At 69.6% G+C, this 21,006-nt stretch carries 13 protein-coding genes; 9 read left to right on the plus strand and 4 right to left on the minus strand.

Going from position 1 to position 21,006, the window contains the following annotated elements:
- Nucleotides 1-504: 504 nt before the first annotated feature.
- Nucleotides 505-1,842, minus strand: coding sequence for a UDP-glucose dehydrogenase family protein (locus tag LR394_RS31715; RefSeq protein ID WP_231448295.1), 1,338 nt, complete (start codon nucleotides 1,840-1,842; stop codon nucleotides 505-507).
- A gap of 226 nt (nucleotides 1,843-2,068) precedes the next feature.
- On the opposite strand from LR394_RS31715, the gene LR394_RS31720 reads away from it, so the two are divergent.
- The 7 genes from LR394_RS31720 to LR394_RS31750 all read left to right on the plus strand — a co-directional run bounded on the left by LR394_RS31720 (nucleotide 2,069) and on the right by LR394_RS31750 (nucleotide 9,795).
- Nucleotides 2,069-4,021, plus strand: a complete 1,953-nt coding sequence (locus tag LR394_RS31720; protein WP_231448296.1) for an anthranilate synthase family protein — start codon at nucleotides 2,069-2,071, stop codon at nucleotides 4,019-4,021.
- 73 nt (nucleotides 4,022-4,094) lie between these two features.
- Nucleotides 4,095-5,081 (plus strand): LLM class F420-dependent oxidoreductase, encoded by a 987-nt coding sequence (locus LR394_RS31725; protein ID WP_231448297.1) that lies wholly within the window; start codon nucleotides 4,095-4,097, stop codon nucleotides 5,079-5,081.
- A 90-nt stretch (nucleotides 5,082-5,171) separates the two neighbouring features.
- Nucleotides 5,172-6,335, plus strand: a complete 1,164-nt coding sequence (locus LR394_RS31730; protein WP_231448298.1) for an acyl-CoA dehydrogenase family protein — start codon at nucleotides 5,172-5,174, stop codon at nucleotides 6,333-6,335.
- 90 nt (nucleotides 6,336-6,425) lie between these two features.
- Complete coding sequence (locus LR394_RS31735; protein WP_231448299.1) at nucleotides 6,426-6,743, plus strand: type VII secretion target; 318 nt, start codon at nucleotides 6,426-6,428, stop codon at nucleotides 6,741-6,743.
- Nucleotides 6,744-6,809: 66 nt separating this feature from the next.
- The gene (locus LR394_RS31740; RefSeq protein ID WP_231448300.1) at nucleotides 6,810-8,174 is read left to right on the plus strand and encodes a hypothetical protein; all 1,365 of its coding nucleotides are present in this window, start codon (nucleotides 6,810-6,812) and stop codon (nucleotides 8,172-8,174) included.
- Between the two features lie 125 nt (nucleotides 8,175-8,299).
- Complete coding sequence (locus LR394_RS31745) at nucleotides 8,300-9,046, plus strand: hypothetical protein (RefSeq protein WP_231448301.1); 747 nt, start codon at nucleotides 8,300-8,302, stop codon at nucleotides 9,044-9,046.
- Between the two features lie 56 nt (nucleotides 9,047-9,102).
- The gene (locus LR394_RS31750) at nucleotides 9,103-9,795 is read left to right on the plus strand and encodes a hypothetical protein (protein WP_231448302.1); all 693 of its coding nucleotides are present in this window, start codon (nucleotides 9,103-9,105) and stop codon (nucleotides 9,793-9,795) included.
- Nucleotides 9,796-9,836: 41 nt separating this feature from the next.
- Here the strand turns inward: LR394_RS31750 and LR394_RS31755 are convergent, their stop codons facing one another.
- From LR394_RS31755 to LR394_RS31765, 3 genes are read right to left on the minus strand one after another with little or no spacing between them, the layout of a single operon-like run.
- The gene (locus tag LR394_RS31755) at nucleotides 9,837-13,904 is read right to left on the minus strand and encodes an ATP-dependent helicase (protein WP_231448303.1); all 4,068 of its coding nucleotides are present in this window, start codon (nucleotides 13,902-13,904) and stop codon (nucleotides 9,837-9,839) included.
- Nucleotides 13,901-17,236, minus strand: a complete 3,336-nt coding sequence (locus LR394_RS31760; RefSeq protein WP_231448304.1) for an ATP-dependent helicase — start codon at nucleotides 17,234-17,236, stop codon at nucleotides 13,901-13,903. Before LR394_RS31760 ends, LR394_RS31755 begins: the two co-directional genes overlap by 4 nt.
- A gap of 48 nt (nucleotides 17,237-17,284) precedes the next feature.
- On the minus strand, nucleotides 17,285-17,608 hold the full coding sequence (locus tag LR394_RS31765) for an MGMT family protein (protein WP_269330128.1): 324 nt from the start codon (nucleotides 17,606-17,608) through the stop codon (nucleotides 17,285-17,287).
- 200 nt (nucleotides 17,609-17,808) lie between these two features.
- Here LR394_RS31765 and LR394_RS31770 point away from each other — a divergent pair, with 200 nt between their 5' ends.
- The gene (locus tag LR394_RS31770) at nucleotides 17,809-19,293 is read left to right on the plus strand and encodes an MBOAT family O-acyltransferase (RefSeq protein ID WP_231448306.1); all 1,485 of its coding nucleotides are present in this window, start codon (nucleotides 17,809-17,811) and stop codon (nucleotides 19,291-19,293) included.
- 22 nt (nucleotides 19,294-19,315) lie between these two features.
- Nucleotides 19,316-20,980 (plus strand): alginate O-acetyltransferase AlgX-related protein, encoded by a 1,665-nt coding sequence (locus LR394_RS31775; RefSeq protein ID WP_231448307.1) that lies wholly within the window; start codon nucleotides 19,316-19,318, stop codon nucleotides 20,978-20,980.
- The last annotated feature ends 26 nt before the right edge of the window (nucleotides 20,981-21,006 follow it).

Here is a 21,006-nt window from a genome sequence, read left to right on the forward strand (position 1 = left end):
GAGATCGGGAGTCGGACATTGCTTAAGTATTGCCCTGAGACACGCCGGGGCCGGTGAATGAACGCCCGTCGTGTCGCATTTTCAGCGCCACAACGCACCTCTCACCGGCCGGATGACCGTTGCTACAGGCCGAATCTGGGTAGGACGGCCAACAAAAGGTGTGTGCCCCCGACGGGGGGCGGGGGCACACAGGGGCAATCGTAGCCGTCAGGGACGGACAGGGACAGGGCATGTCAGAGGTAACTCACGGCTCATCCCTATCGCGCGGTGAGTAACGGTTTTGGGCCGCCCGGCTGGTAGCGCTCCCAGCGGCCCGGCCCGGGAGGGACTTGCCAGGCGGATTTTCACGGCTCCCGGTTCAGGAGGAGCGAAGCCGGGCGAGGAGATTGAAACCTCACGCCCTCTTACGACAAGGCTCCTGTCGTAAGAACACGGCCAGCACATCCCTGGCGGGAACGGCAACGGGGAGGGCATCGCGCGGACGCCCTCCCCGTTCCTGACGACCTAGACCCGGGGCCGGCCCAGCGCCCGGTACGTCCAGCCCGCGGCCCGCCAGGCCTGCGGGTCCAGGGCGTTGCGGCCGTCGAGCACGTTGCGGGCCCGGACGATGCCGGCCAGCTGGGCCGGGTCGATCGCCTTGTACTGCTTCCACTCGGTCAGCAGCAGCACCACGTCGGCGCCGTCGCAGGCCACCTCGACCTTGTCCTCGTAGTGCAGGTCGGGCCAGGCCCGGCGGGCGTTCTCCAGCGCGGCCGGGTCGGTGACCACGACCTCGGCCCCCTGCAGCCGGATCTGGGCGGCCACGTTCAGCGCCGGGGAGTCGCGGATGTCGTCGCTCTCGGGCTTGAACGCGGCGCCGAGCACCGCCACCTTGCGGCCCAGGAACGTGCCGTGCAGCACCTCGCGGGCCAGGTCCACCATCCGGGTGCGGCGGCGCATGTTGATCGCGTCGACCTCGCGCAGGAAGGTCAGGGCCTGGTCGGCGCCGAGCTCACCGGCCCGGGCCATGAACGCCCGGATGTCCTTGGGCAGGCAGCCGCCACCGAAACCGAGGCCGGCGCCCAGGAACTTCGGGCCGATCCGCTCGTCGTGGCCGATCGCGGCGGCCAGCGCGGAGACGTCGGCCCCGGCCGCCTCGCAGACCTCGGCCATCGCGTTGATGAACGAGATCTTGGTGGCCAGGAAGGCGTTGGCCGCGGTCTTGACCAGTTCGGCGGTGGCGTAGTCGGAGGTGAGCACCGGGATCGTGCCGGTGGCGATCGGGTTGGCGTAGACCTCGTCGAGCAGGGCCTTGGTGCGGGCCGCCTCGTCCGGGTCGGCGGGCAGACCGTAGACGATCCGGTCGGGCCGCTGGGTGTCCTGCACCGCGTGCCCCTCGCGCAGGAACTCCGGGTTCCAGGCCAGCATCGCGCCGGGCACGGCCTCGGAGATCATCGCGGCCAGCCGGGCCGCGGTGCCGACCGGGACGGTGGACTTGCCGACCACCAGGTCGCCGGGCCGCAGGTACGGCAGCAGGGCCCGCACCGCCGCGTCCACATAAGTGGTGTCGGCGGCGAACTCCCCGGCCCGCTGCGGCGTGCCCACACAGATGAAGTGCACCGTGGGCGCGGCGCCGTCGTGCGCGAGGGCCGCGACGTCGGTGGTGAACGAGAGCCGGCCGGAATCCATCGCCCGCTGCAGCAGTTCGGGCAGCCCGGGCTCGAAGAACGGGGCCTTGGCCCGGGTCAGGTCGGCGATCTTCCGCTCGTCGACGTCGACTCCGATGACCTCATGGCCGAAGTCGGCCATGCACGCGGCGTGCACGGCGCCCAGGTAGCCGCACCCCATGACTGATAAGCGCATGAATCGAGAGTATCGGTGCGATGAGACCGGCACGCGTCGTACGGGGTGCGATACGGTGTACGTATGAGAATCAGCCGCACTTTCTGGTGGTTCGCTTAGTCGGCGGCCACCTCGCGTTGATTCGATTCTCATTCGTTTCTCATCCGCGGCCGCCTCGTCGAGGCGGCCGATGGCATTTCTGCCCCGGTTCCGGCCGGCGGGGCGCCCCTGACCGAACAGGCGCCCAATGTCCGATCATCAGCAACAACCGTCCCGCGTAGGCGATCTCGTCACCCGGCTGGAGACGGCCGAGTCCTTCGCCGTGCTCTACCGGCCAGGTAGAAGCCCGGCCAGAGCCGAGATCCTCATCGGCACCGGGACCGAAGTCACCGCAATCCATGACCTTCCGCAGCCCGGCGGAGGAGGGCGGCCGGTGCTGGCCGCGGTCGGCTTCCGGCAGATCACCGAGCGCGGCTTCGAGGTGGTGGACGACGACACGCCCATCCTCGCCCTCGAAGTGTCCGAACGGACCACCCTCGAGGTGGCCGAACTGCTGAGCGTGCTGCCCAAGGGCCCGGAAACCTTCGTGGAGAACGGCTTCGACGTGGCCGACGCCGCCTACGAACGCTCGGTCCGCGAGGTCCTGGAGCAGGAGATCGCGGCCGGCGAGGGTTCCAACTTCGTCATCCATCGCTGTCTGGAAGGCCAGCTCGATCTGGGACGGGAGCCACGCGCCCGAGCCGCGCTCGGCGTCCTCAATCGGCTCCTGCAGACCGAGCACAACGCCTACTGGACCTTCCTGCTGCACACCCCGCGCACCACTTTGGTGGGGGCGACGCCGGAGCGGCACGTGAGCCTGGAGTCCGGCGTGGTGTCGATGAACCCGATCTCCGGCACTTTGCGGCACCCGCCGGGCGGCTTCGCCGATGACGCGGCCAGAGAAGCTGCCCTGGAGGCGTTTCTGACCGACGAGAAGGAACGCGACGAACTCGCCATGGTGGTGGACGAGGAACTCAAGATGATGGCGGCCGTCACCGAGAACGGCGGACGGGTGCGCGGCCCCTTCCTCAAACCGATGGCCCACCTCACCCACACCGAGTATGTGCTGGACGGCCACGCCACCGCCGACGTCCGAGACATCCTCGTGGCCACCATGTTTGCCCCCACCGTGACGGGAAGCCCGATCCGCAATGCCTGCCGCGTGATCGCTCGTCACGAGAAGCGTGGAAGGCGTTATTACGGAGGCATTCTGGCCCTGATCGACACCGACGAGAACGGCGGACAGCGTCTCGACGCGCCGATCCTGATCCGCACCGCCGAGATCACCCCCGACGGGAAGGTGCGGGTGGCCGCCGGCGCAACCCTGGTCCGCGGCTCCCGACCCGAGGCCGAGCTGGCCGAGACCCGTTCCAAGGCAGCCGGAATCATGGCCGCGTTGACCGGAACTTCAAGCAGAGGACGTTTGCGGTCGGGTCCGGACTCGCCCGACAAGTTCGCGGAGTTGCTGGCCAGCCGCAACCACACCCTGGCCCGTTACTGGATGCAGCCTTTCGGAACCGTCGAGTCGATGCCGGCCGGGGGCCGGGTCGAGGTGGTCAACGCCGAGGACGATTTCACCGCCATGCTCGGGCATTTGCTGCGCTCACTGGGCTTCACGGTGACCGAGCACTCCTGGGAAGCCCTGTCCGGCCCGATCGGCGACCACCTGGTCAGCACTTCCGACCCGGTGGTGCTCGGCCCCGGCCCGGGCGATCCGCGCGACCTCCTGGACCGGCGGATCCGGGCGCTGCGCTCGCTGGCCCAAGGCCGCCTGGCCTCCGGTCTACCCACTCTCGGCATCTGTCTCGGGCACCAGATCCTTTCCCTGGCAATGGGTTTCGTGGTGCAACGACTGCCCGAACCGGACCAGGGCAAGCAGCGCGGCATCAACCTCTTCGGCCAGGCGCACCGGGTCGGCTTCTACAACAGCTTCGTGGTCGCCGCCCCGGACCAGCCGGTGGGTGACGTCAGCTTCGCACTGGACGAGAGCGGACAGCTGGTGCACGCCCTGCGCGGCCGGAACCTGGCCGGGTTCCAGTTCCACCCCGAGTCGGTACTGACCACCGAGGGCGGGCTGATCCTGGCGGCCGAACTGGCCCGGCTGGCGACCCCACGGACAGTGACCGATCCGCGCGCACCGGTCGCCGACGTCTCCAGTTGAAGGTCTGGCTCTGCTCTAGATCTTTTTGATCTGAGCCCCGTCGCCAGCCCTTTGCGGGCCGTAGTGTGACCGTATGCGCTTCGGATTGTTCATCCCGCAGGGCTGGCGACTCGACCTGGTCGGGATCGACGTCAGCGAACACTGGCCGACGATGCTCCGGGTGGCCCAGCTGGCCGAGGCCGGGCCCTGGGAATCGGTCTGGGTCTACGACCACATGCATACGACCCCGGTGCCGACCTCGGAGGCCACGCACGAGGCGTGGACCCTGATGTCCGCGCTGGCCGCCACCACCAGCCGGATCCGGCTGGGGCAGATGTGCACGTGCATGGGCTACCGCAACCCGATGCACCTGGCCAAGATCGCCGCCACGGTGGACGTGATCTCGGCCGGACGGCTGGAGATGGGGATCGGCGCGGGCTGGTACGAGCACGAGTGGAACGCCTACGGGTACGGGTTCCCGGGGGCCGGCGACCGGCTCGGCATGCTCGCCGACGGGGTCGAGATCATGCGTCAGGCCTGGCAGAACGGGGTGGCCACGTTCTCCGGCGAGCACTACCAGGTGGACGGCGCGCTCTGTTACCCCCAGCCGGTGCAGGCCGGCGGCATCCCGTTCTGGGTAGCCGGAGGCGGGGAGAAGAAGACGCTGAAGATCGCCGCGAAGTACGCCTCGTACACCAACTACTCCGGTGACGAGGAGACCTTCCTGCACAAGTCCGAGGTGCTCGCCGGGCACTGCCGTGACCTGGGCCGGGACTTCGCCGAGATCACCCGGACCGCCGACTACAACGTGATCATCGGCCGGGACGAGGCCGAGGTGGCCGAGCGGCTGGCGAAGCTGGAGGACCGGTACAAGCCGTTCATGGCGGCCGAGGCGGTGACCCGGACGGTCGACAACGTGCGCAACGCCGGGCTGATCGGCACCCCGGAGCAGATCGCCGAGCAGCTGCAGAAGATGAGCGGGCACGGGCTGGAGTACTCGATCCTGTACTTCCCCGAGGTCGCCACCGATTCCAGTGGTGTCGAACTCTTCCAGAAGGAAGTCGTTCCGGCCCTGTCCTGACGGTTTCGGCGCAGTGGTCACGCCGGCCGAGTGATTTGTGGCGCATCTGGTGGGGCGCGGATCGCGGTCGGCGTGATTACTCTCGAAGGCATGAGCGACGTGGCTGACTTCCCGTTCTTCGCGCTGTCCGACGACCAGCGTGAGCTCCAGACCGCGGTCCGGGAGCTGTGCACCAGCAAAATCGCCCCGCACGCAGCCGCGGCGGACCTGAACGGGGAGTTCCCCCAGGCCTCGTACGAGGCGCTGAGGGCCGGCGACTTCCACGCCCCGCACATTCCCGAGGCCTACAACGGGGTCGGGGCCGACGCCCTGGCCACCTGCCTGGTGATCGAGGAGATCTCCCGGGTCTGCGCATCCACCTCGCTGATCCCGGCGGTGAACAAGCTCGGCACCCTGCCGCTGATGCTCGGCGGCAGCGAGGAACTGAAGAAGCGCTACCTGACGCCGGTGGCCACCGGCGAGGCGATGTTCTCGTACGGCCTGTCCGAGCGGGAGGCCGGCAGCGACACCGCCAGCATGCGCACCCGGGCGGTGCGCGACGGCGACGACTGGATCCTGAACGGCCAGAAGTCCTGGATCACCAACGCGGGCGAGAGCCGGTACTACACGGTGCTGGCGGTGACCGATCCGGACGGCCGGCGCGGGCGCAACATCGGGGCCTTCGTGGTCGAGACCGGCGACGAGGGCTTCTCCTGGGGGGCCAAGGAGCGCAAGCTCGGGATCAAGGGCAGCCCCACTCGCGAGCTGCACTTCGACAATGTCCGGCTGCCCGGCGACCGGCTGGTGGGCCAGCCTGATGAAGGGCTGCAGCTGGCGCTGCGCACCTTGGACCACACCCGGGTGACGATCGGGGCCCAGGCGGTCGGGATCGCCCAGGGGGCACTGGACTACGCGGTGGGTTACGTGAAGGAGCGCAAGCAGTTCGGCAAGCATCTGGCCGAGTTCCAGGGCCTGCAGTTCATGCTGGCGGACATGGCGATGGCGGTGGAGTCGGCCCGCCAGATGGTCTACGCGGCGGCCGCCAAGAGCGAACGGGGCGACCCGGATCTGGGCTTCTTCGGGGCGGCGGCGAAGTGCCACGCCTCGGACGTGGCGATGAAGGTGACGGTGGACGCGGTGCAGTTGCTCGGCGGGGCCGGGTACGTGAACGACCACCCGGTGGAGCGGATGATGCGCGACGCCAAGATCACCCAGATCTACGAGGGGACGAACCAGATCCAGCGGCTGGTGATGGCGCGGGCCCTGCTGAGGTGATGACCAAGGCCACAAAGCCCAGTTCATCAACTGGTTAGAGGGCTTTGTTAGGGTCCCGGCTCGACGTGTTTCCGGCGGAGCGAGGCGGTCTTGGGCGAGAAGGTCGAGGTTACGACCTCGGAGTTGACCGACAGTGCGGACAAGATTTCGGGCTTGGCCGGCCGCATGAAGAAGATCGCTCCCGAGTTCGACAGCATCCGCAAGGCCATGCCCGGCTCAGTTTCGGCTGACCTGGTCGCACTGGTGTCCGAGGGGCTCAGTACGGCTTTTGACCGCTGGGGAGAACAGGGGACCTCGCACGCGTCGAACCTGGACGTTGCAGCGGGTGCCTACGAAGCGACCGATCAGTCGGCGGCCGCGGACTACCGGGGACCGTTGTTGCGGCGCAGCACCATCCTGGACCGGTGATCTCGCATCGTGCCGATCGACTGGGAACAGGTGCGCAAGTGGAAGTCCGCGTCGCTGGACACCGGGGTGGACGAGGCCAACCGGATCGCTGACGCGATCGAGCGTGTGGACGAAGACCTGGCCAAGACCAAGACCCAGCAATGGACGGGTGTCGCGGCTGACGCTGCTGGCACCGAGAAGCAGGCGCTCACCGGGCAACTGGAGAGCAGACTGCAGACCGTCACTGATCTGCGTAAGGCCCTTTCTGGCGCAGCCACGGCAATGACCGGCGTCGAGCGGGCAGTGGGCGACGCGGAGAGTTACGCGGAGAGCCGCGGCCTGCGGATCGCCGGGAACGGCTCGGTGACCGACGAGTTGGAGCCACCACTGCTCGATTCTCCGGCCGCCGCGAAGGAATACACGCTTGAACGCGACCTGATGGTCAAAGAGGCTGCGCGGCTGGTCGAGGAGGCGCTGAACAAGGCGGTCCAGCTGGATGTCGACCTCTCCGAGGGGCTTGCCGCCGCGATCACGCAGGTAGCCCCGTTCCTGCCCGCATACACCTTGGCCAAGGCCGCCGCCTCGTACACCCCGAAAACCCTCGCCCTGACCCGCGGTGCCCTGGTGCCGACCTCAGCCATGCCCAAGTATCTCGAGTACCAGCGCACCTGGTCAGCCCTACAAGCTCTGCAGAACCAGAACCCGGGCGACCTGATGTCCCGGCTTCAGCACATCGATCTCGAAGGCCAGACGCTGAGTCTGGCCCGCAGCGGCGCCCACCTGCCTCTGGCCCAGCAGCAGCATCTGCTGGACGCCTCTCGCGGCCACTTCCTCTACAAGAGCATCCGCAGTTATCAGGGTGATGCGGGTGCCATCAAGACCGTGCAGAACATGTATCCGGCGTTGTCCGAGGCGGATGTCCTGGGGAAGGTCACCATCCTGGACAAGCTGGGCCGGCCCGCCCGGCTGGCTGCTCCGTTCGTCTCCAAAGTGATGGGGCCGGTGGGGATTGCCACAGGTCTCGCGGACGTCCGTTCAGCTGTGACCGACGAAACGGCCTCGACCACGGACCGTACTGTCAAAGGAGTGGGCGGCGTAGCCGGGACTGCCGCTGGAGCAGCCGTGACCGCGCTGGCGTTTGGCGCAACCGCCACTGTTGGAGCACCAGTCTTAGCTGTGGCTGCTGTCGGCGGAGGCATCGTCGCAACCGGCGCCTACGCCTACGAACATCGCGAACAGATCGGCGATGTACTGGGCGCCGGCTGGGACACAGCCGGAAGGGCTACCGATGCGGTAGGAGATGCGGTGGGCAAGACGCCCGAAGCGGCAGGCGAATTGCGTGACCGCGCGGTCGGCGCCATCGGCAATGTCGCCGGCAAGGCCGCCGACGCAACCCTCAACGCCGCCGGTGGCGTGCAGCGGTTCATTCCTCGCCCCTTCATCCCCTGGTAGCAAGCGCTTCCACCGCCCGTGCCCACGATTTCAGGATGCCCATGTATGACGTTCCGGTAGACGACCCAGCCTTCCCAGCGCTCGAAGCGAATTTTCCAGAGCCCTTGCGCAGGATCCGGCTCAGCTTGTTCGTCGCGGCTGAGGACCAGCCTCTGGAGCTCGGGTCCCTCACCGACGAGGAGATCGTGGCCCTCGATCCGGCGGCCGAATCCGGCATCGCGCCTCTTCCGTGGCTGAGCAGCGTGCCGGCCGAGTCGAAGGCCGCGGTCCTGGCCACGGCCCTTCGAGGCTTGGCAGCTCGCGGTCTCTATCAGGCGCTTCCCGCTGCTGGGCCCCCGGCTCGTCTAGCCGGCGAAGCAGACGGGCGGCTGCTGGCTGTTCTGAGTATGCGCAGCACGGTTCCCGCAGTAATCATCGCCGAAAGACATCGTGACGCTGCTGTGGAGTGGGCGCTGCTGTACCCGCAGCATTCAGACCTGTGGCTGCATGAAGTGGTCACCGGCAACGGGATACACACCTTTGCTTTGGGCCGGACCAGTCACTGGGTTGCGGAACTGGCCCGCTGGTGTGCTCCAGACACGAACACCACCCATCTCAGATCCGACGGGTACCTGGTGCATCTGCCTGCTGGCGCCGTCGAAGGGCCTCGCATGGTCGTCAGCTGCCCCGTGACCAGCATCATTACCCAGTTCACGGTCGACCGGGCCAGCAATGCTGTCACCGAGTCCTGGAGCGCGGTCCACAGCAGCACCGAAGAGATCTACCTGGCCAGCCCCGACTCCGACGGTGTGAACTACCACGGGTGCATTGAAGGTGATCTCCTGCGGCACTGGGAAGAGCTCACTGTCCGGACCACCGATCAGCGAAAGTGACATCCTTGAACCAGCGAGAGTTTTTCCGTGTCGAAGGCCCGGACGACCCTGATGTCGTGCCCACCATCGATCGTTACGTCCGGCTGGGTCGGCGCGACATGGGCAAGCGTTTGAAGACTTTCCGGGTCTTTCCGACCTGGAAGCGCCTCGGCAGCATTCTTTTGCTGAATGCTGTTCTCTCGGCGGTTATCTGGTTCTTCCCATGGGGTGATTGGGCCACTCGCCTGACCGGCGTCATCGGGGTGCTGAGCTGCACCGCTGGCGTCTACTACATCCCGATCATGCTCACTGCAATCAGCTACAAGCAGCGCGTCCACGAGCACGGTCTTGTCCTCGGCCCGCGCTGGCTCCAGCCGCTGATCATTCCCTGGGAAACCATCGACCCGGGCCGGGTCCACATCGTCGACAACTTCTCAGCTGCGGGCCATCACAGCGAATTCAACTCGATCAAGCGCAGCAACCAGGCCGGACTGGCCGACTCCGGGCTGGCCCTGAACGGTTTCAACACCGCCACCTGGGACCCGGTCTTCACCTACTGGCTGCTCGGTACGCACCGTCCCGAAAAGCTCGCCGAAGCCATCGAGAAGGCCATGGTCCAGGCCGGCTACGACGCCCAGGGGCTGGCCGCCAACGCCGTGCGGACCCGGGTGCGAGCCAGCCGCAGCAAGAAGGGCACTGCCTTGATGCCCACCACCCGAGGGCCTTTCGATCCTCCGCTCGGGGTGCCGCATTCCCCGGCTCAGAGCTAACCCGAGCTCGGCATGCTGAGGCAGCCGATGGCGGCATCGGGCTACATGGTGAGCAGCTCTTCCAGGGCGGCCTCGTCGAGCAGGTCGACCGGGCGTACGGTGCGGCCGGCCGAGGCGTAGAAGAAGGCGGCGCTGACCTGCTCCACCGGGATGTTCTGGAGGCGGGACCAGGCCAGGCGGTAGACGGCGAGCTGGACCGAGAGGGCAGGCATCTGCTCGCGGGTGGGCGGCCGGCCGGTCTTCCAGTCGACCACGTCCCAGCTGCCGTCGGGGTTGCGGAAGACGGCGTCGATGCGGCCGCGCAGGACCACTCCGGCCACCGGTGTCTCGATCGAGACCTCGACGGTCTCGGCGGTGCGCTCGGCCCATTCCGAGGCCAGGAAGTTCTGTTGCAGGGTCTGGAGTTTGGCGTCGGAGTGGTCGTCGCCGGCGCCGGGCAGATCGTCGATGTCGACCAGGGCGGCGGCGCCGAAGCGTCTTTCCAGCCAGGCGTGGAAGGCGCTGCCTCGCCGGGCCTGCGGGCTGGGCTGGGTGGGCATCGGCCGGCGTAGGCGTTCGGCCAGGGCCTGGCGGTCTTCGGCCAGGGCGACGGCACGGGACGCGGACAGGTGGGTGGGCAGCTTGACGGTGAGCTCGCCGCTGGCGGCGGCATCGCGTTCGGCGAGCAGGACTTCTACCTCGCGGGCCCAGGCTGCTTCTTCGGTGGTCTGCGGGTCCAGGAGGGCGAAGGCATGACGGTCGTCGGCCGGGTTCACCGGCCCGGCCTGATCGGCCGGGACTGCTCGGTCCGGCCCGGCCGCTTGCTCTGGCTGAGACGTCTGGCCGGGCCGGATCGCTGCACCGGCCGGCTGCGTCTGAGCCAGGCCCTGCTCGTACGGCATCAGCCGCTGGTCGGCGAAATCGTCCGGCGGGGGCTCGAACTCGTCATCTGGAGCCCAGTCGTCCAGGGGCATCCAGTCGTCCTCGATGGCCCAGCCCGCCTCGGTCACGCCGAACTCGGTGACCCGGATCTCGGCCGCGCCCATCTCCGAGGCATCCACCTCGACCGTGGAACCTTCGTCGAACTGCTGGTTCTCAGCCGTTACTCCCCCAACCCGACCGAACGCGTCCTTGCCTTGATCAGCGCCCGGCGCGCCGGCTTCGCCCGTTTCTGTTGGTCCTCCTGAATCACCGCCCCGGGCCCCACCGACGTCCTCAGTTGTGAACTGACGGGTGCCGTAAAGCCGACGCCGCTCACCGCTGAGCGCCTCGATCGCCAGACGTACCAGCTCGGCGCCGTCCTCCACGACCTCGCGCCGCTCCCCCAGCGGATCCGACCAGACCGCAGTGCGCCCCTCGACCGCGCGCGGGTTCTCGGCCCCCTCGTCCGGCTGATCGGTCCACAGCCCCACGGTGATCCGCTCGGTGGTCGCCGCGGCCTCGCCCATCCCTGGCAGCAGCCCACCTTCGGCCCGCCGCAACATCTCCCGGATCTCGACCATGAACCGCGAGGGTTCGCGCGGGGTGGAGCCATCGCCCCAGACCGCGCCGGTGAGCAGCAGCGAATCCTTGGCCCGGGTGGCGGCGACGTAGGCCAGCCGGCGTTCTTCGGCCACCTCGTGCTCACCGCAGTAGTCCATGAACCGCTTGAGCTCGGCCTCCAGCTCGTCCTGGGTGCTCGCGGCCCGAAAATCCCACTGCGGCAGGCCACCCGCGTCACCGCGCAGCGGGAAGGGCACCGCACCGATGTCGCCGAGCCAGCCCTTGGACCGCTTCGGCGCCCGGCCCGCGTGCCCGGCCGGGAAAGTGCCCTCGACCATGCCGCAGACCGCCACCACGTCCCACTCCAGGCCCTTGGAGCCGTGCACGGTGAGCAGCTGGATCGCGTCCTCGTGCTGCTCGACCACGCCTGCGTCCAGGCCTCGCTCGCGATCCTCGGCCGCGGTGAGCCAGCCCAGGAAGGTGCCCAGGGTCGGCCGGTCGCCGCTGTCCGCGAACTGGGCTGCGACATCGGTGAAAGCGTCGAGATGGGCCCGGGCGGCGGCCGGGGAACGGTTGGGCTGGGCCGCCACCTCGACGTCGAGCAGCAGCGCCCGCTCGGCCTCCAGCACCAGGTCGGGCAGGGGCAGGGCGAGCCGGCCGCGCAGCCCTCGCAGCAGTGCGGCCAGCCGTTCCAGCCGTCGCCTTCCTTCCGGCGAGAGCGCCTGCCCCTGAGCGCCTTCCCAGTCCGGCTCGGGCAGGGCATCGATGGCGTCGACGATGGACACGTCGTCCACCGCATCCAGCTGGATGTGCGCCGCCGACAGGCCCGAATCGGCCGGGAGGCGGACCTTTCCGTCTTTCTTGTCGCCTCGCCAGCTCGCCGCCAGTTCGCGGGCCCAGGCGCCCAGACCATCCAGATCCCGGGGACCGATCCGCCAGGCCGGGCCGGTGAGCAGCCGCATCAGCGCGTCACCGCGGGTCGGGTCGTGCACCACCTCCAGGGCCGCGCGCAGATCGGCGATCTCGGGAACGTGCAGCAGACCACCCAGACCGATCACCTCGACCGGCAGACCTCGCCCCCGCAGCGCCGCCTCGATCAGCGGGAACTGGGCCCGGGCCCGGCAGAGCACCGCCACCGAAGGCCTCTCGTCGCTGTTCACCCAGGCGTACTCGGCGATGTCGGCGATCGCCCGGGCCTCGTCCTCCAGCGTGGCGTGCCATTCCAGCCGCACTCGTCCCGGGCCGGCGCCCGGGCGGGCGGCGAGCGGCTGCACGTCCACGCTCAGATCGGGGTCGCTCCAGATCGGGGTGTGCCGCAGCGGCGCGGCCAACTCGTTCGCCACCTGGAGGATCGCCAGGTCGTTACGCCAGCTCGTGGACAGGTGCCGGGTGGCCGCCCGCCCCCCGTCGGTGGCCGGGAAGTCGAGGCCGAAGCGCTGCAGGTTGCCCGCCGAGGCGCCGCGCCAGGCATAGATGGACTGGTGCGGGTCGCCGACCGCGATCACCGGGTGCCCACCGCCGAACAGCTCCTGCAGCAGCACCACCTGGGCGTGGCTGGTGTCCTGGTACTCGTCCAGCAGCACCACCCGGAACCGCTGGCGCTCCACCGCTCCGACGTCCGGCACGGTCCGTGCCAGCTGGGCGGCCAGCGCCACCTGGTCACCGAAGTCGAGCACCTCGAGCTCTCGCTTGCGCCGGTGGTAGGCCGCGACCAGGGGAATCAGCGCGCGCCGGGCCTGCATGCGCTGGGCCACGACCTTGACCTCGCCCTTGGGCTTGCCCGGCACCCCGTCGCCGACGTTCTTGGGCAGTTCGGCGATGCGTTCCAGGGCCGACTCGGCCAGCGCGTCGATGCCCTCGGGATCCAGCAGGTGCTCCGCGATCTCCCCGGCCAGACCGAGCACCGCGTCGACCACCGTGGTGCGGGAGAGATCGACGCCGCTCATGTCGCCGTCCCAGCGCTCGACCAGCTCGTCCACCAGCTGCCAGCTGCCGGCCTCACCCAGAAGCCTTGCCCCGGGCTCGATTCCGAGACGCAGCGCATGGTCGCCCAGGACGTTGGCGGCGTAGGAGTGATACGTGGAGACGGTGACCGGCCGGGACTCGGGCGTGAGGCCCTTGCGGTGCAGAGCCCGCAGCCGAGCCCGGATGCGCTCGGCCAGCTCCCCGGCGGCCTTGCGGGTGAACGTCAGGCCCAGCACCTCGTCCGGCTCGACCAGTCCGTTCGCCACCAGCCAGACCACCCGCGCGGCCATCGTCTCGGTCTTGCCCGAGCCCGCGCCGGCCACCACCAGCAGCGGTTCGAGCGGCGCCTCGATCACGGCCACCTGTTCGGGCGTGGGCTCCGGGCGGCCGAGTGCCTTGGCGATCGCGGCGGCCGAGATGGCCTGTTTCCGGGGACTTCTGGCGGCTCGGTCGGCTTGCGGGCGGCGACGCTTGGGGGGTGGGGTGGGCGCGGGCAGGCCGAGATCGAACCCGAGCTGCTCCTCGACCGGTGCTTCCGTAGAGTGCTTTTGGACGTTGTTGCCGGCCGCCGCGGAACCGTCGCCTTCCGGAATCGGTGGGTTGCCCGACGAGCTGTTCTGGGCGGGCCCCGGCGCCGGAGTGGCCTGCCCGGTTTCACCGAGGTTCGGCTGGTCCTCGTTCACTGCCCCACCTGCCGGCCTTCGTTCTGGAGCGGACAGGTTCGGCGCACGTCGCAGACCTGGCACATGTTGTTCGACTTGGCCGGGAACTGACCGGCCGCCATTCCCTCGGCGGTGTTCTTCACCAGGTCCTGGGCCCAGGACGGTTCGGAGTCCTTCGCCAGCGGAACCTGCGACTGCACCGACACGCTCTTGTTCTTCGTGCCCAGCTGCACCAGCATCGCGCCGCCCGAGGCCCTGCGCTCCGGCCCAGCCTGATCCCGCTGATCCGAACCGGGCAGCTCCAGGCCCAGCTGGTCCTGGCCACCCGGCTCCAGCCCGGCCTCCTGCGGTCCGGCGGCATCGGACCCGGCCACGTCCGATGCCGCCGGCAGCAGCCCGGCCTTGGCCACGGCCCGGGCGAAGCCGCCCTCCTCGATGGTCACCTGGTAGACGCCCAGCTGAGCGTGCCGGGCGAGCTCGGCACGGCTGGGCGCCGACTTGCCGGTCTTCAGGTCGATGACCACCAGCCGGCCGTCGGCGTCGCGCTCCAGCCGGTCCACCTTGCCGGAGATCCGGGCCCGGCCGACATCCACCGTGACGGTCTGCTCAACTGCCACCAGCGAGCGCCCGGCCTTCTTGGCCGCCGCCGCGTACTCGGCCAGCTTGGCCACCATGCCCTCGGCCCGGGCCCGCTCGGTCTCGGCCACCCAGCCCGAGCCCAGGCCCAGCCGGCTCCACCGCTCGTTCAGCAGAGTTCTCAGCCGGATCAGGTTGCCGTCCGGAACCTGCTCGGCCAGCTCGTGCACCAGCTCGCCGAGCCCCTGCGCGGTGGACGAAGGCCGCCGCCCGCCGGAGGCCCCGAGCAGCCAGCGCAGGGAGCACCGGTCGAACGACTCCACCTGCGAAGGGGAAACGCGCACCAGCGTATGCGGCGGACGCAGTGGCCCCTCGACGGAAACCGGTGCCAGCCCGTACCACTCGGCCGGATCGGCGCCCGGCACTCCGGCCAGGGCAAGCCGGGCCAGTTGCCGGGCCGCGCCCTCGCGCCGCGACGAGCCCGCCCGATGGTCCACCACCACCGCGCGCAGCTGCGCCACCAGGGCAGGCAGCGTCATCATCCGCGGCACCTCGGCCAGCGGCCGCACCTCCTGCTCACCGCTCACCGCCTCCGGATCGACCAGGTCGAGAAAGGTGGAAGGCATGACCTCTTCGGAGCGCACCGCGGTGACCAGCAGATGCCGCCGCGGCCGGCTCACCGCCACGTGGAACAACCGCAACTCGTCGTCCTGGATGGCTTTTCGCTGGGCCACGAATCCTTCGTCGCCCCGCCCGTCCACCGCATCGGCCAGCCGCTGACCACCCAGCAACGAGTCCCGCAGCCGCAGGTCGGGCCAGACGCCTTCCTGCACCCCGGCCACGGCCACCACGTCCCACTCCAGACCGGCCGCACCGGTTGCGGTGACCAGAGCCACCGCCTCGTCGGTAGGAGCCCGTTCGGCCAGGGTGTCGGCCGGAACGTCCTGCGCCTCCAGGAAATCGAGGAAGGCCTGGGCGTCGGCCCCCGGGAAACGATCGGTGAACCGGGCTGCAGCCTCGAAAAGGGCCATCACGGCATCGAGATCGCGATCGGCCCGGGTGCCCGCCACGCCGCCGGACAAGGCCGTCCGCCGCCAGGCCAGGGCCAGCCCGGTCTTGTCCCAGATCTCCCAGAGCACCGTTTCGGGGCTGGCCTCCGGTCTGGCCGCCGCCTCGCGCCCGGCGGCGAGCACCGTGGCCACCCGCCGGGCCGGAGCGGAGATCCGTGGTTCCAGGGCGGCCAGTCGCGCCGGTTCGGCCAGGGCCTCGACCAGCAGGGCATCGCTGGCCCGGCCGCCACCTCCGGCAATCTCCTCGGAGCGCAGCGACTGGCGCAACCGACGTACCGCGATCGCGTCGGCACCACCGACCGGGCTGGTCAGCAGATCACCGGCCACCTCAGCGGTGAGCTCGCCGGGCCGCAGGGCGCAGCGCAGGGCCAGCCGCAGCGGCACCACCGCGATCTCGTCGCGCACCGGCACCTCGGCCGTGGGAATGGCTACCGGCACACCGGAGGCCCCGAGCGCGCGCCGCAGCGACGAGGTGGCCTTGGTGGAGCGGACCACCACGGCCATCTGCTGCCAGGGGACCCGCTGTTCCAGATGCAGCCGACGCAGATACTGCGCGATGTAAGCACCTTCGCGGGCCGGAGAGGCGAAGACCTCGACCTCGATCGAGGCAGTGGCTGGACCGGTAGCGGTGACGGCGCGGTGCACAGCCTTGCCTGCCGCCCCGATCCGCTCCACGACTCGCCCGGCCACACCCCGCAGTTCGGCACCGTGGCGATGCACCGTGCGCAGGGTGATGACCTCGGCCGACGAGCCGTCGGTGTGAGTGAACTTGTGCACCGCATCGGCCAGACCGCCCGGCCGCGCACCCCGGAAGGTCTGGGTGGCCGAGTCGGGGTCACCGGCCAGGATGATGTCGCGCCCGCTGCCGGAGACCAGCCGCAGCAGGTGCTCGGCGGCCACCGTGAGCTCGTGCGCATCGTCCACCACGATCAGCCGGCGCCGCGCCCGCTCCGCGTCCAGCAGGTCCTCGTCGGACAGGAGCAGCTCGGCGGCCGCATCGACGATGCCCGCCGGGTCGTACGCGCCCGGGGTGGAAAGCGCTGTCACGTCAAGATATTCGGACATCACCTCGGCGGCCGCGGCCCAGTCCGGCCGGCCCTGCTGACGGCCCAGGCGGCGCAGGTCTTCCGGGGTGAGACCGCGCTCGACGGCCCGCATCAGCAGATCGCGCAGCTCGTCGCGGAAGCCGCGCAGCTGCCGGATCTCCTCACCGGTGGCATCGGGCCAGCTCGGGGCCCGGCCCTGCCCCTCGGCGTGCCCGGCCAGCAGATCGGCCAGCATCCGGTCCTGCTCCGGACCGGAGATCAGCCGGGGCGAGGGTATGCCGTCGAACGCCATGGCCCGGTGCAGCAGCCCGAAGGCGTAGGAGTGCGGCGTACGCGAGATCGGCTCCTGCACGGTGCCGCCGATCCGGGCCGACAAGCGTTCCCGCAGCCGGGCCGACGCCAGCCGGGTAGGGGCGATCGCCAGCACCGAACCCGGCCACAGCCCGTCTCGCTCCACCCGCGCCGCCACCGCCTCGATCAGCATGGCGGTCTTGCCCGTGCCCGGAGCCCCGAAAACCACCACCGGCCCGCTGCCCTGCCGCCGGGCGACCAGCTGAGCCTGGGCCTGGTCGGGGACCAGCAGCTCGGCCGGGCCCTCACTCGGGCCGACCAGCCGAACGGCCGGGCCCCCGGTGTGGCGTTCACGGGTAGCGATGGTCACGGCCAACATCAGACCACAGCCCACCGACAACATCCGCTTTGTCCAGCGCTACTCGTCCTCGGCCGACCACCGCGCCAGCCGTAGATCCACCCGCTCCCCACCAGGCCGCAACGGCGTCCCCTCGTCGCGGTAGTGCCCCAGCGCGCGCTGCTCGTGCCCGGTAGGCGGAGCGCCCCCGGCCCGCAGCACCCGCCACCAGGGCACCAGACTCCCCCACTGCGACATCACTTTCCCCACCTGCCGCGGACCGCCCCGACCAACCAGCGCGGCCACGTCCCCGTAGGTCAGCACCTTCCCCGGCGGGATCGCATTGACCACGTCCAGCACATCCGCCACGAAAGTCTCAGCGGTCGAATCGGCCGGATCGGCCAGATCGGCATCCTCAGCAGACGTCACCCGAGCACTCCTCCCAGCCGGCCCAGAAATCCGGTGCGCGGCAGCATCATCCGTTCGACCGATGCCCGATGAGTAGGACACAGGAAGGCCCTAAGCTTCCCTGGCCCGCCTTCGATGCACACAACCCCCTCCAATCCCGGAAACCCTGAAGCTTCGGACCCGACAGATCTGCGGACATGGTCTTCTCCTCGCCGACGTTCCTGTTCCTCTTCCTGCCCCTGACCCTGCTGGCCTACCTGCTGGTGCCCCGGTCGTGGCGGAACGCCTGCCTGCTGCTGGCCAGCATCGTGTTCTACGTCTGGGGCGCGGGCGGGCACGTCTTCGTGCTGCTCTACGTCGCCCTGGTCAGTTTCTACGGCGCCCGGATGGCCGGAAGGGCAAGAGCCAAGGCAAGAGCACGAGCAACAACTGGGGACGGGTCGGCGCCAGGAGCGCCCGAGCCCTCCCGGAGTGCCCCCAGAGCCGAGATCGCGGGCCTGGTCATCCTCGTTCTGGTCCCGATCGTGCTCGCCAAGTACCTGCCGCCGGTCAGCGAGTTCCTCGCCAGCACGGCCTGGCCCGGCGCCCCGCAGGTCAGCTGGGCCCTGCCCCTGGGCATCTCGTTCTTCACTTTCCACGCCATCTCGTACGTGATCGACGTGGGCCGCGGCGACCTGCCGCCGGAGCGCTCCAGCCGTGACTACCTGCTCTACCTGTTCCTCTTCCCGCACCAGATCGCCGGCCCGATCGTGCGGTACTCCGAGATCGCCAAGGAGCTCAAGGACAGCCGCGAGGTCACGCTGGGCAACGCCACCTACGGCCTGACCCGCTTCGCCTGGGGCCTGACCAAGAAGGCCTACATCGCCGACTCCTGCGGAGTGGTGGCCGACGCCGCGTTCGCCACCCCGGACGGCAGCTTCAACGCCGCCACCGCCTGGATCGGGGCCCTGGCCTACGCCCTGCAGATCTATTTCGACTTCAGCGGCTATTCGGACATGGCGATAGGACTCGCCGCAATCTTCGGTTTTCGCTTTCCCGAGAATTTCCGTTCGCCCTACGCGGCCACCGGCCCGGCGGATTTCTGGCGGCGCTGGCACATGACCCTCTCGCGCTGGTTCCGGGATTACGTCTACATTCCGCTCGGCGGCAATCGGCACGGAGTACGCCGGGAGTATGCCGCGCTCTTGATCACTTTCCTGCTGACCTCGCTCTGGCACGGGGCCACCTGGGGCTTCCTGGTCTGGGGCGGGCTGCACAGCCTGGCCCTGCTGCTGGAGCGGGTGACCGGCCGGCACCGCAGCACCCCCGGCCCGCTCACCACCGGCCTGCGACGTGCTGCGATGGCCCTGTTCGTAGTGTTCAGCTGGGTACCGTTCCGGGCCCCGACCCTGACCGAGGCGGTGGACGTCTGGGCGGCGATGACCGGCCTGGCGCCGGGTGGCCCGTCGCCGGACGTCCTGATCACCCTGACCCCGTGGAATCTGCTCGCCCTGACCCTGGGCGCCCTGGCGTTCCTGATGCCGCGAAATGCCACCGGATTCCAATGGGTGCACGGCGGGCATTCAGCGCACCGGCGATTCCGATATCCGATGGCTGCGATCACCGCGCCGGTCCTGCTCGCGGTTGCGTTGATCTCGGTGCTCTGGCTGGATTTCAGCCCGTTCCTGTACTTCCAGTTCTGATTGTTCTGCCATGCTGTCACCCGTGGGCCGAACCATCATCCTTCCGGACGACGACGAACCCGAGAACCCGCCCGGAGTGGGCCACCGGGCGGCCGAATCCGCGGCCACGTTCGGCCGGTTGGGCCCCGTCGGCGGCCCTTCCACCCCACACTCTTCGCATGCCTCAGGCTCCCCGACCGGCCCGGCGGCCCATCACAGCGTGCAACGATCTTCCGGCTTGGCCGTCCGCTCCGCGGAGCATCCGGACCGGCTCGAGGTCATCCACCACCCAGCCCCCGAAGCCCGGGTGGACAACCCCCCGGCGACCCCCGAGCCACGCGACTGCGGGACAACCGAGCCAGAGGCGACCGACCCCGTCCTCAAGCACTCAACCGAAAAGCACCCAACCGGCAGCCGGCCGCCCGAAAAGCAGCCGGCCGAGAACCAGCCGGCCGAACCCGAGGAACCGGCACCGCACTCGGCCACCGAGGAACTCGACGACCTGCTGGCCCGGTTCCGCGCGGAACGTCAGCGCAGGCGCAGCGTGAGGGCGGCCCGGGTGCTGGTAGCCGGGTTCGCCGCCGCCCTGCTCGCGGTCTGGCTGCTCGACCCGCCGATGCCCTGGGGCGAGGAGAACCGCAAGATCACCTCGTTCCCCGACGTCTCCCCCTCCGGTCTGCTCAGCGGCGCCGACAGCCAGCAGACCGACGAGGCGCTGCGCGACCGGCTGGCCCTGCGGCAGTACGTCACCGAGGCGATCGGCCAGGCCTCCCGCGACCGGCTCGGCACCAGCCTGAACCCGGCCGTGGTGCTGGGCCGCAACCGCACCCCGTTCCTGTCGGAGGACTTCACCCTGCCCTGCAAGCACGACTTCGACCCGGCCCCGGTGGCGGCGGGCCTGGACCGGCTCACCGGGATCGCCCAGGCCAACGGCAAGTCGCTGATGGTGGCGATCGCCCCGGACAAGTCCGCGATCATGTCCGGCGTGCTCGGCAAGCGCGCCGACGCCCTGCTGGCCTGCTCCGAGCAGGTGCGTACGCAGACCGAGCAGACCTGGGCCGCCGATCCGGACGGCCCGGTGGTGATCTCGTGGGACCAGCTGCAGGCCGCGCAGGACGAGGACCCGGGCTCAGTGTTCCAGAAGGGCGACAGCCACTGGACCAGCAAGGGCGCCCTGGTCTGGTCCAAGACCGTGCTGGACGCCCTGATCGCCCGCGGCGAGGCGCCCGGGTCGCTGGCCGGCGCGCCCAAGGCGGTGCAGGTGAAGGACGAGAAGGCGGACAACGACCTGTACCGGCTGATGGGCATCTCGCGGAACACGATGGTGCCGGTGTACCAGGTCACCCGCGACGACGTGACGATCCGGGCGCACACCGAGCAGTCACCTTCGGGCCGGGGCGTTGCGGTGTTCCGGGCCTGGTCCACCACCGCCCCGATGATCAAGGGCCGCACCCTGGTGGTGAACGACTCGTTCATCTCCCGCGCCGAAGGCCTGCTGGCCCCGTACTTCACCAAGCTCGAGGTGATGCACTGGTCCGACTTCCTCACCGCGGTCGAGGAGGGGGAACTGCCGGAGTTCGACCGGATCATCATCGAGACGGTGCAGCGGGGTTGGCCGCAGCGGGCGGGCTGGCTGGTCGAGGGCCAGCCGATGCACCAAGCACTGGCCGAGCAACTGGGCACCCCTAAAACCCCGAAGAAGAAATAGGCCCTGATCCACAGGACAGGCCCTAG

Source organism: Kineosporia babensis (genome assembly GCF_021129305.1).
GTDB lineage: Bacteria > Actinomycetota > Actinomycetes > Actinomycetales > Kineosporiaceae > Kineosporia > Kineosporia babensis.

Bases quoted from the DNA above. Each gene is read 5' to 3' on its own strand.
- LR394_RS31715 (WP_231448295.1), bottom strand. From the start codon at position 1,842: ATGCGCTTATCAGTCATGGGGTGCGGCTACCTGGGCGCCGTGCACGCC.
- LR394_RS31720 (WP_231448296.1), top strand. From the start codon at position 2,069: ATGTCCGATCATCAGCAACAACCGTCCCGCGTAGGCGATCTCGTCACC.
- LR394_RS31725 (WP_231448297.1), top strand. From the start codon at position 4,095: ATGCGCTTCGGATTGTTCATCCCGCAGGGCTGGCGACTCGACCTGGTC.
- LR394_RS31730 (WP_231448298.1), top strand. From the start codon at position 5,172: ATGAGCGACGTGGCTGACTTCCCGTTCTTCGCGCTGTCCGACGACCAG.
- LR394_RS31770 (WP_231448306.1), top strand. From the start codon at position 17,809: ATGGTCTTCTCCTCGCCGACGTTCCTGTTCCTCTTCCTGCCCCTGACC.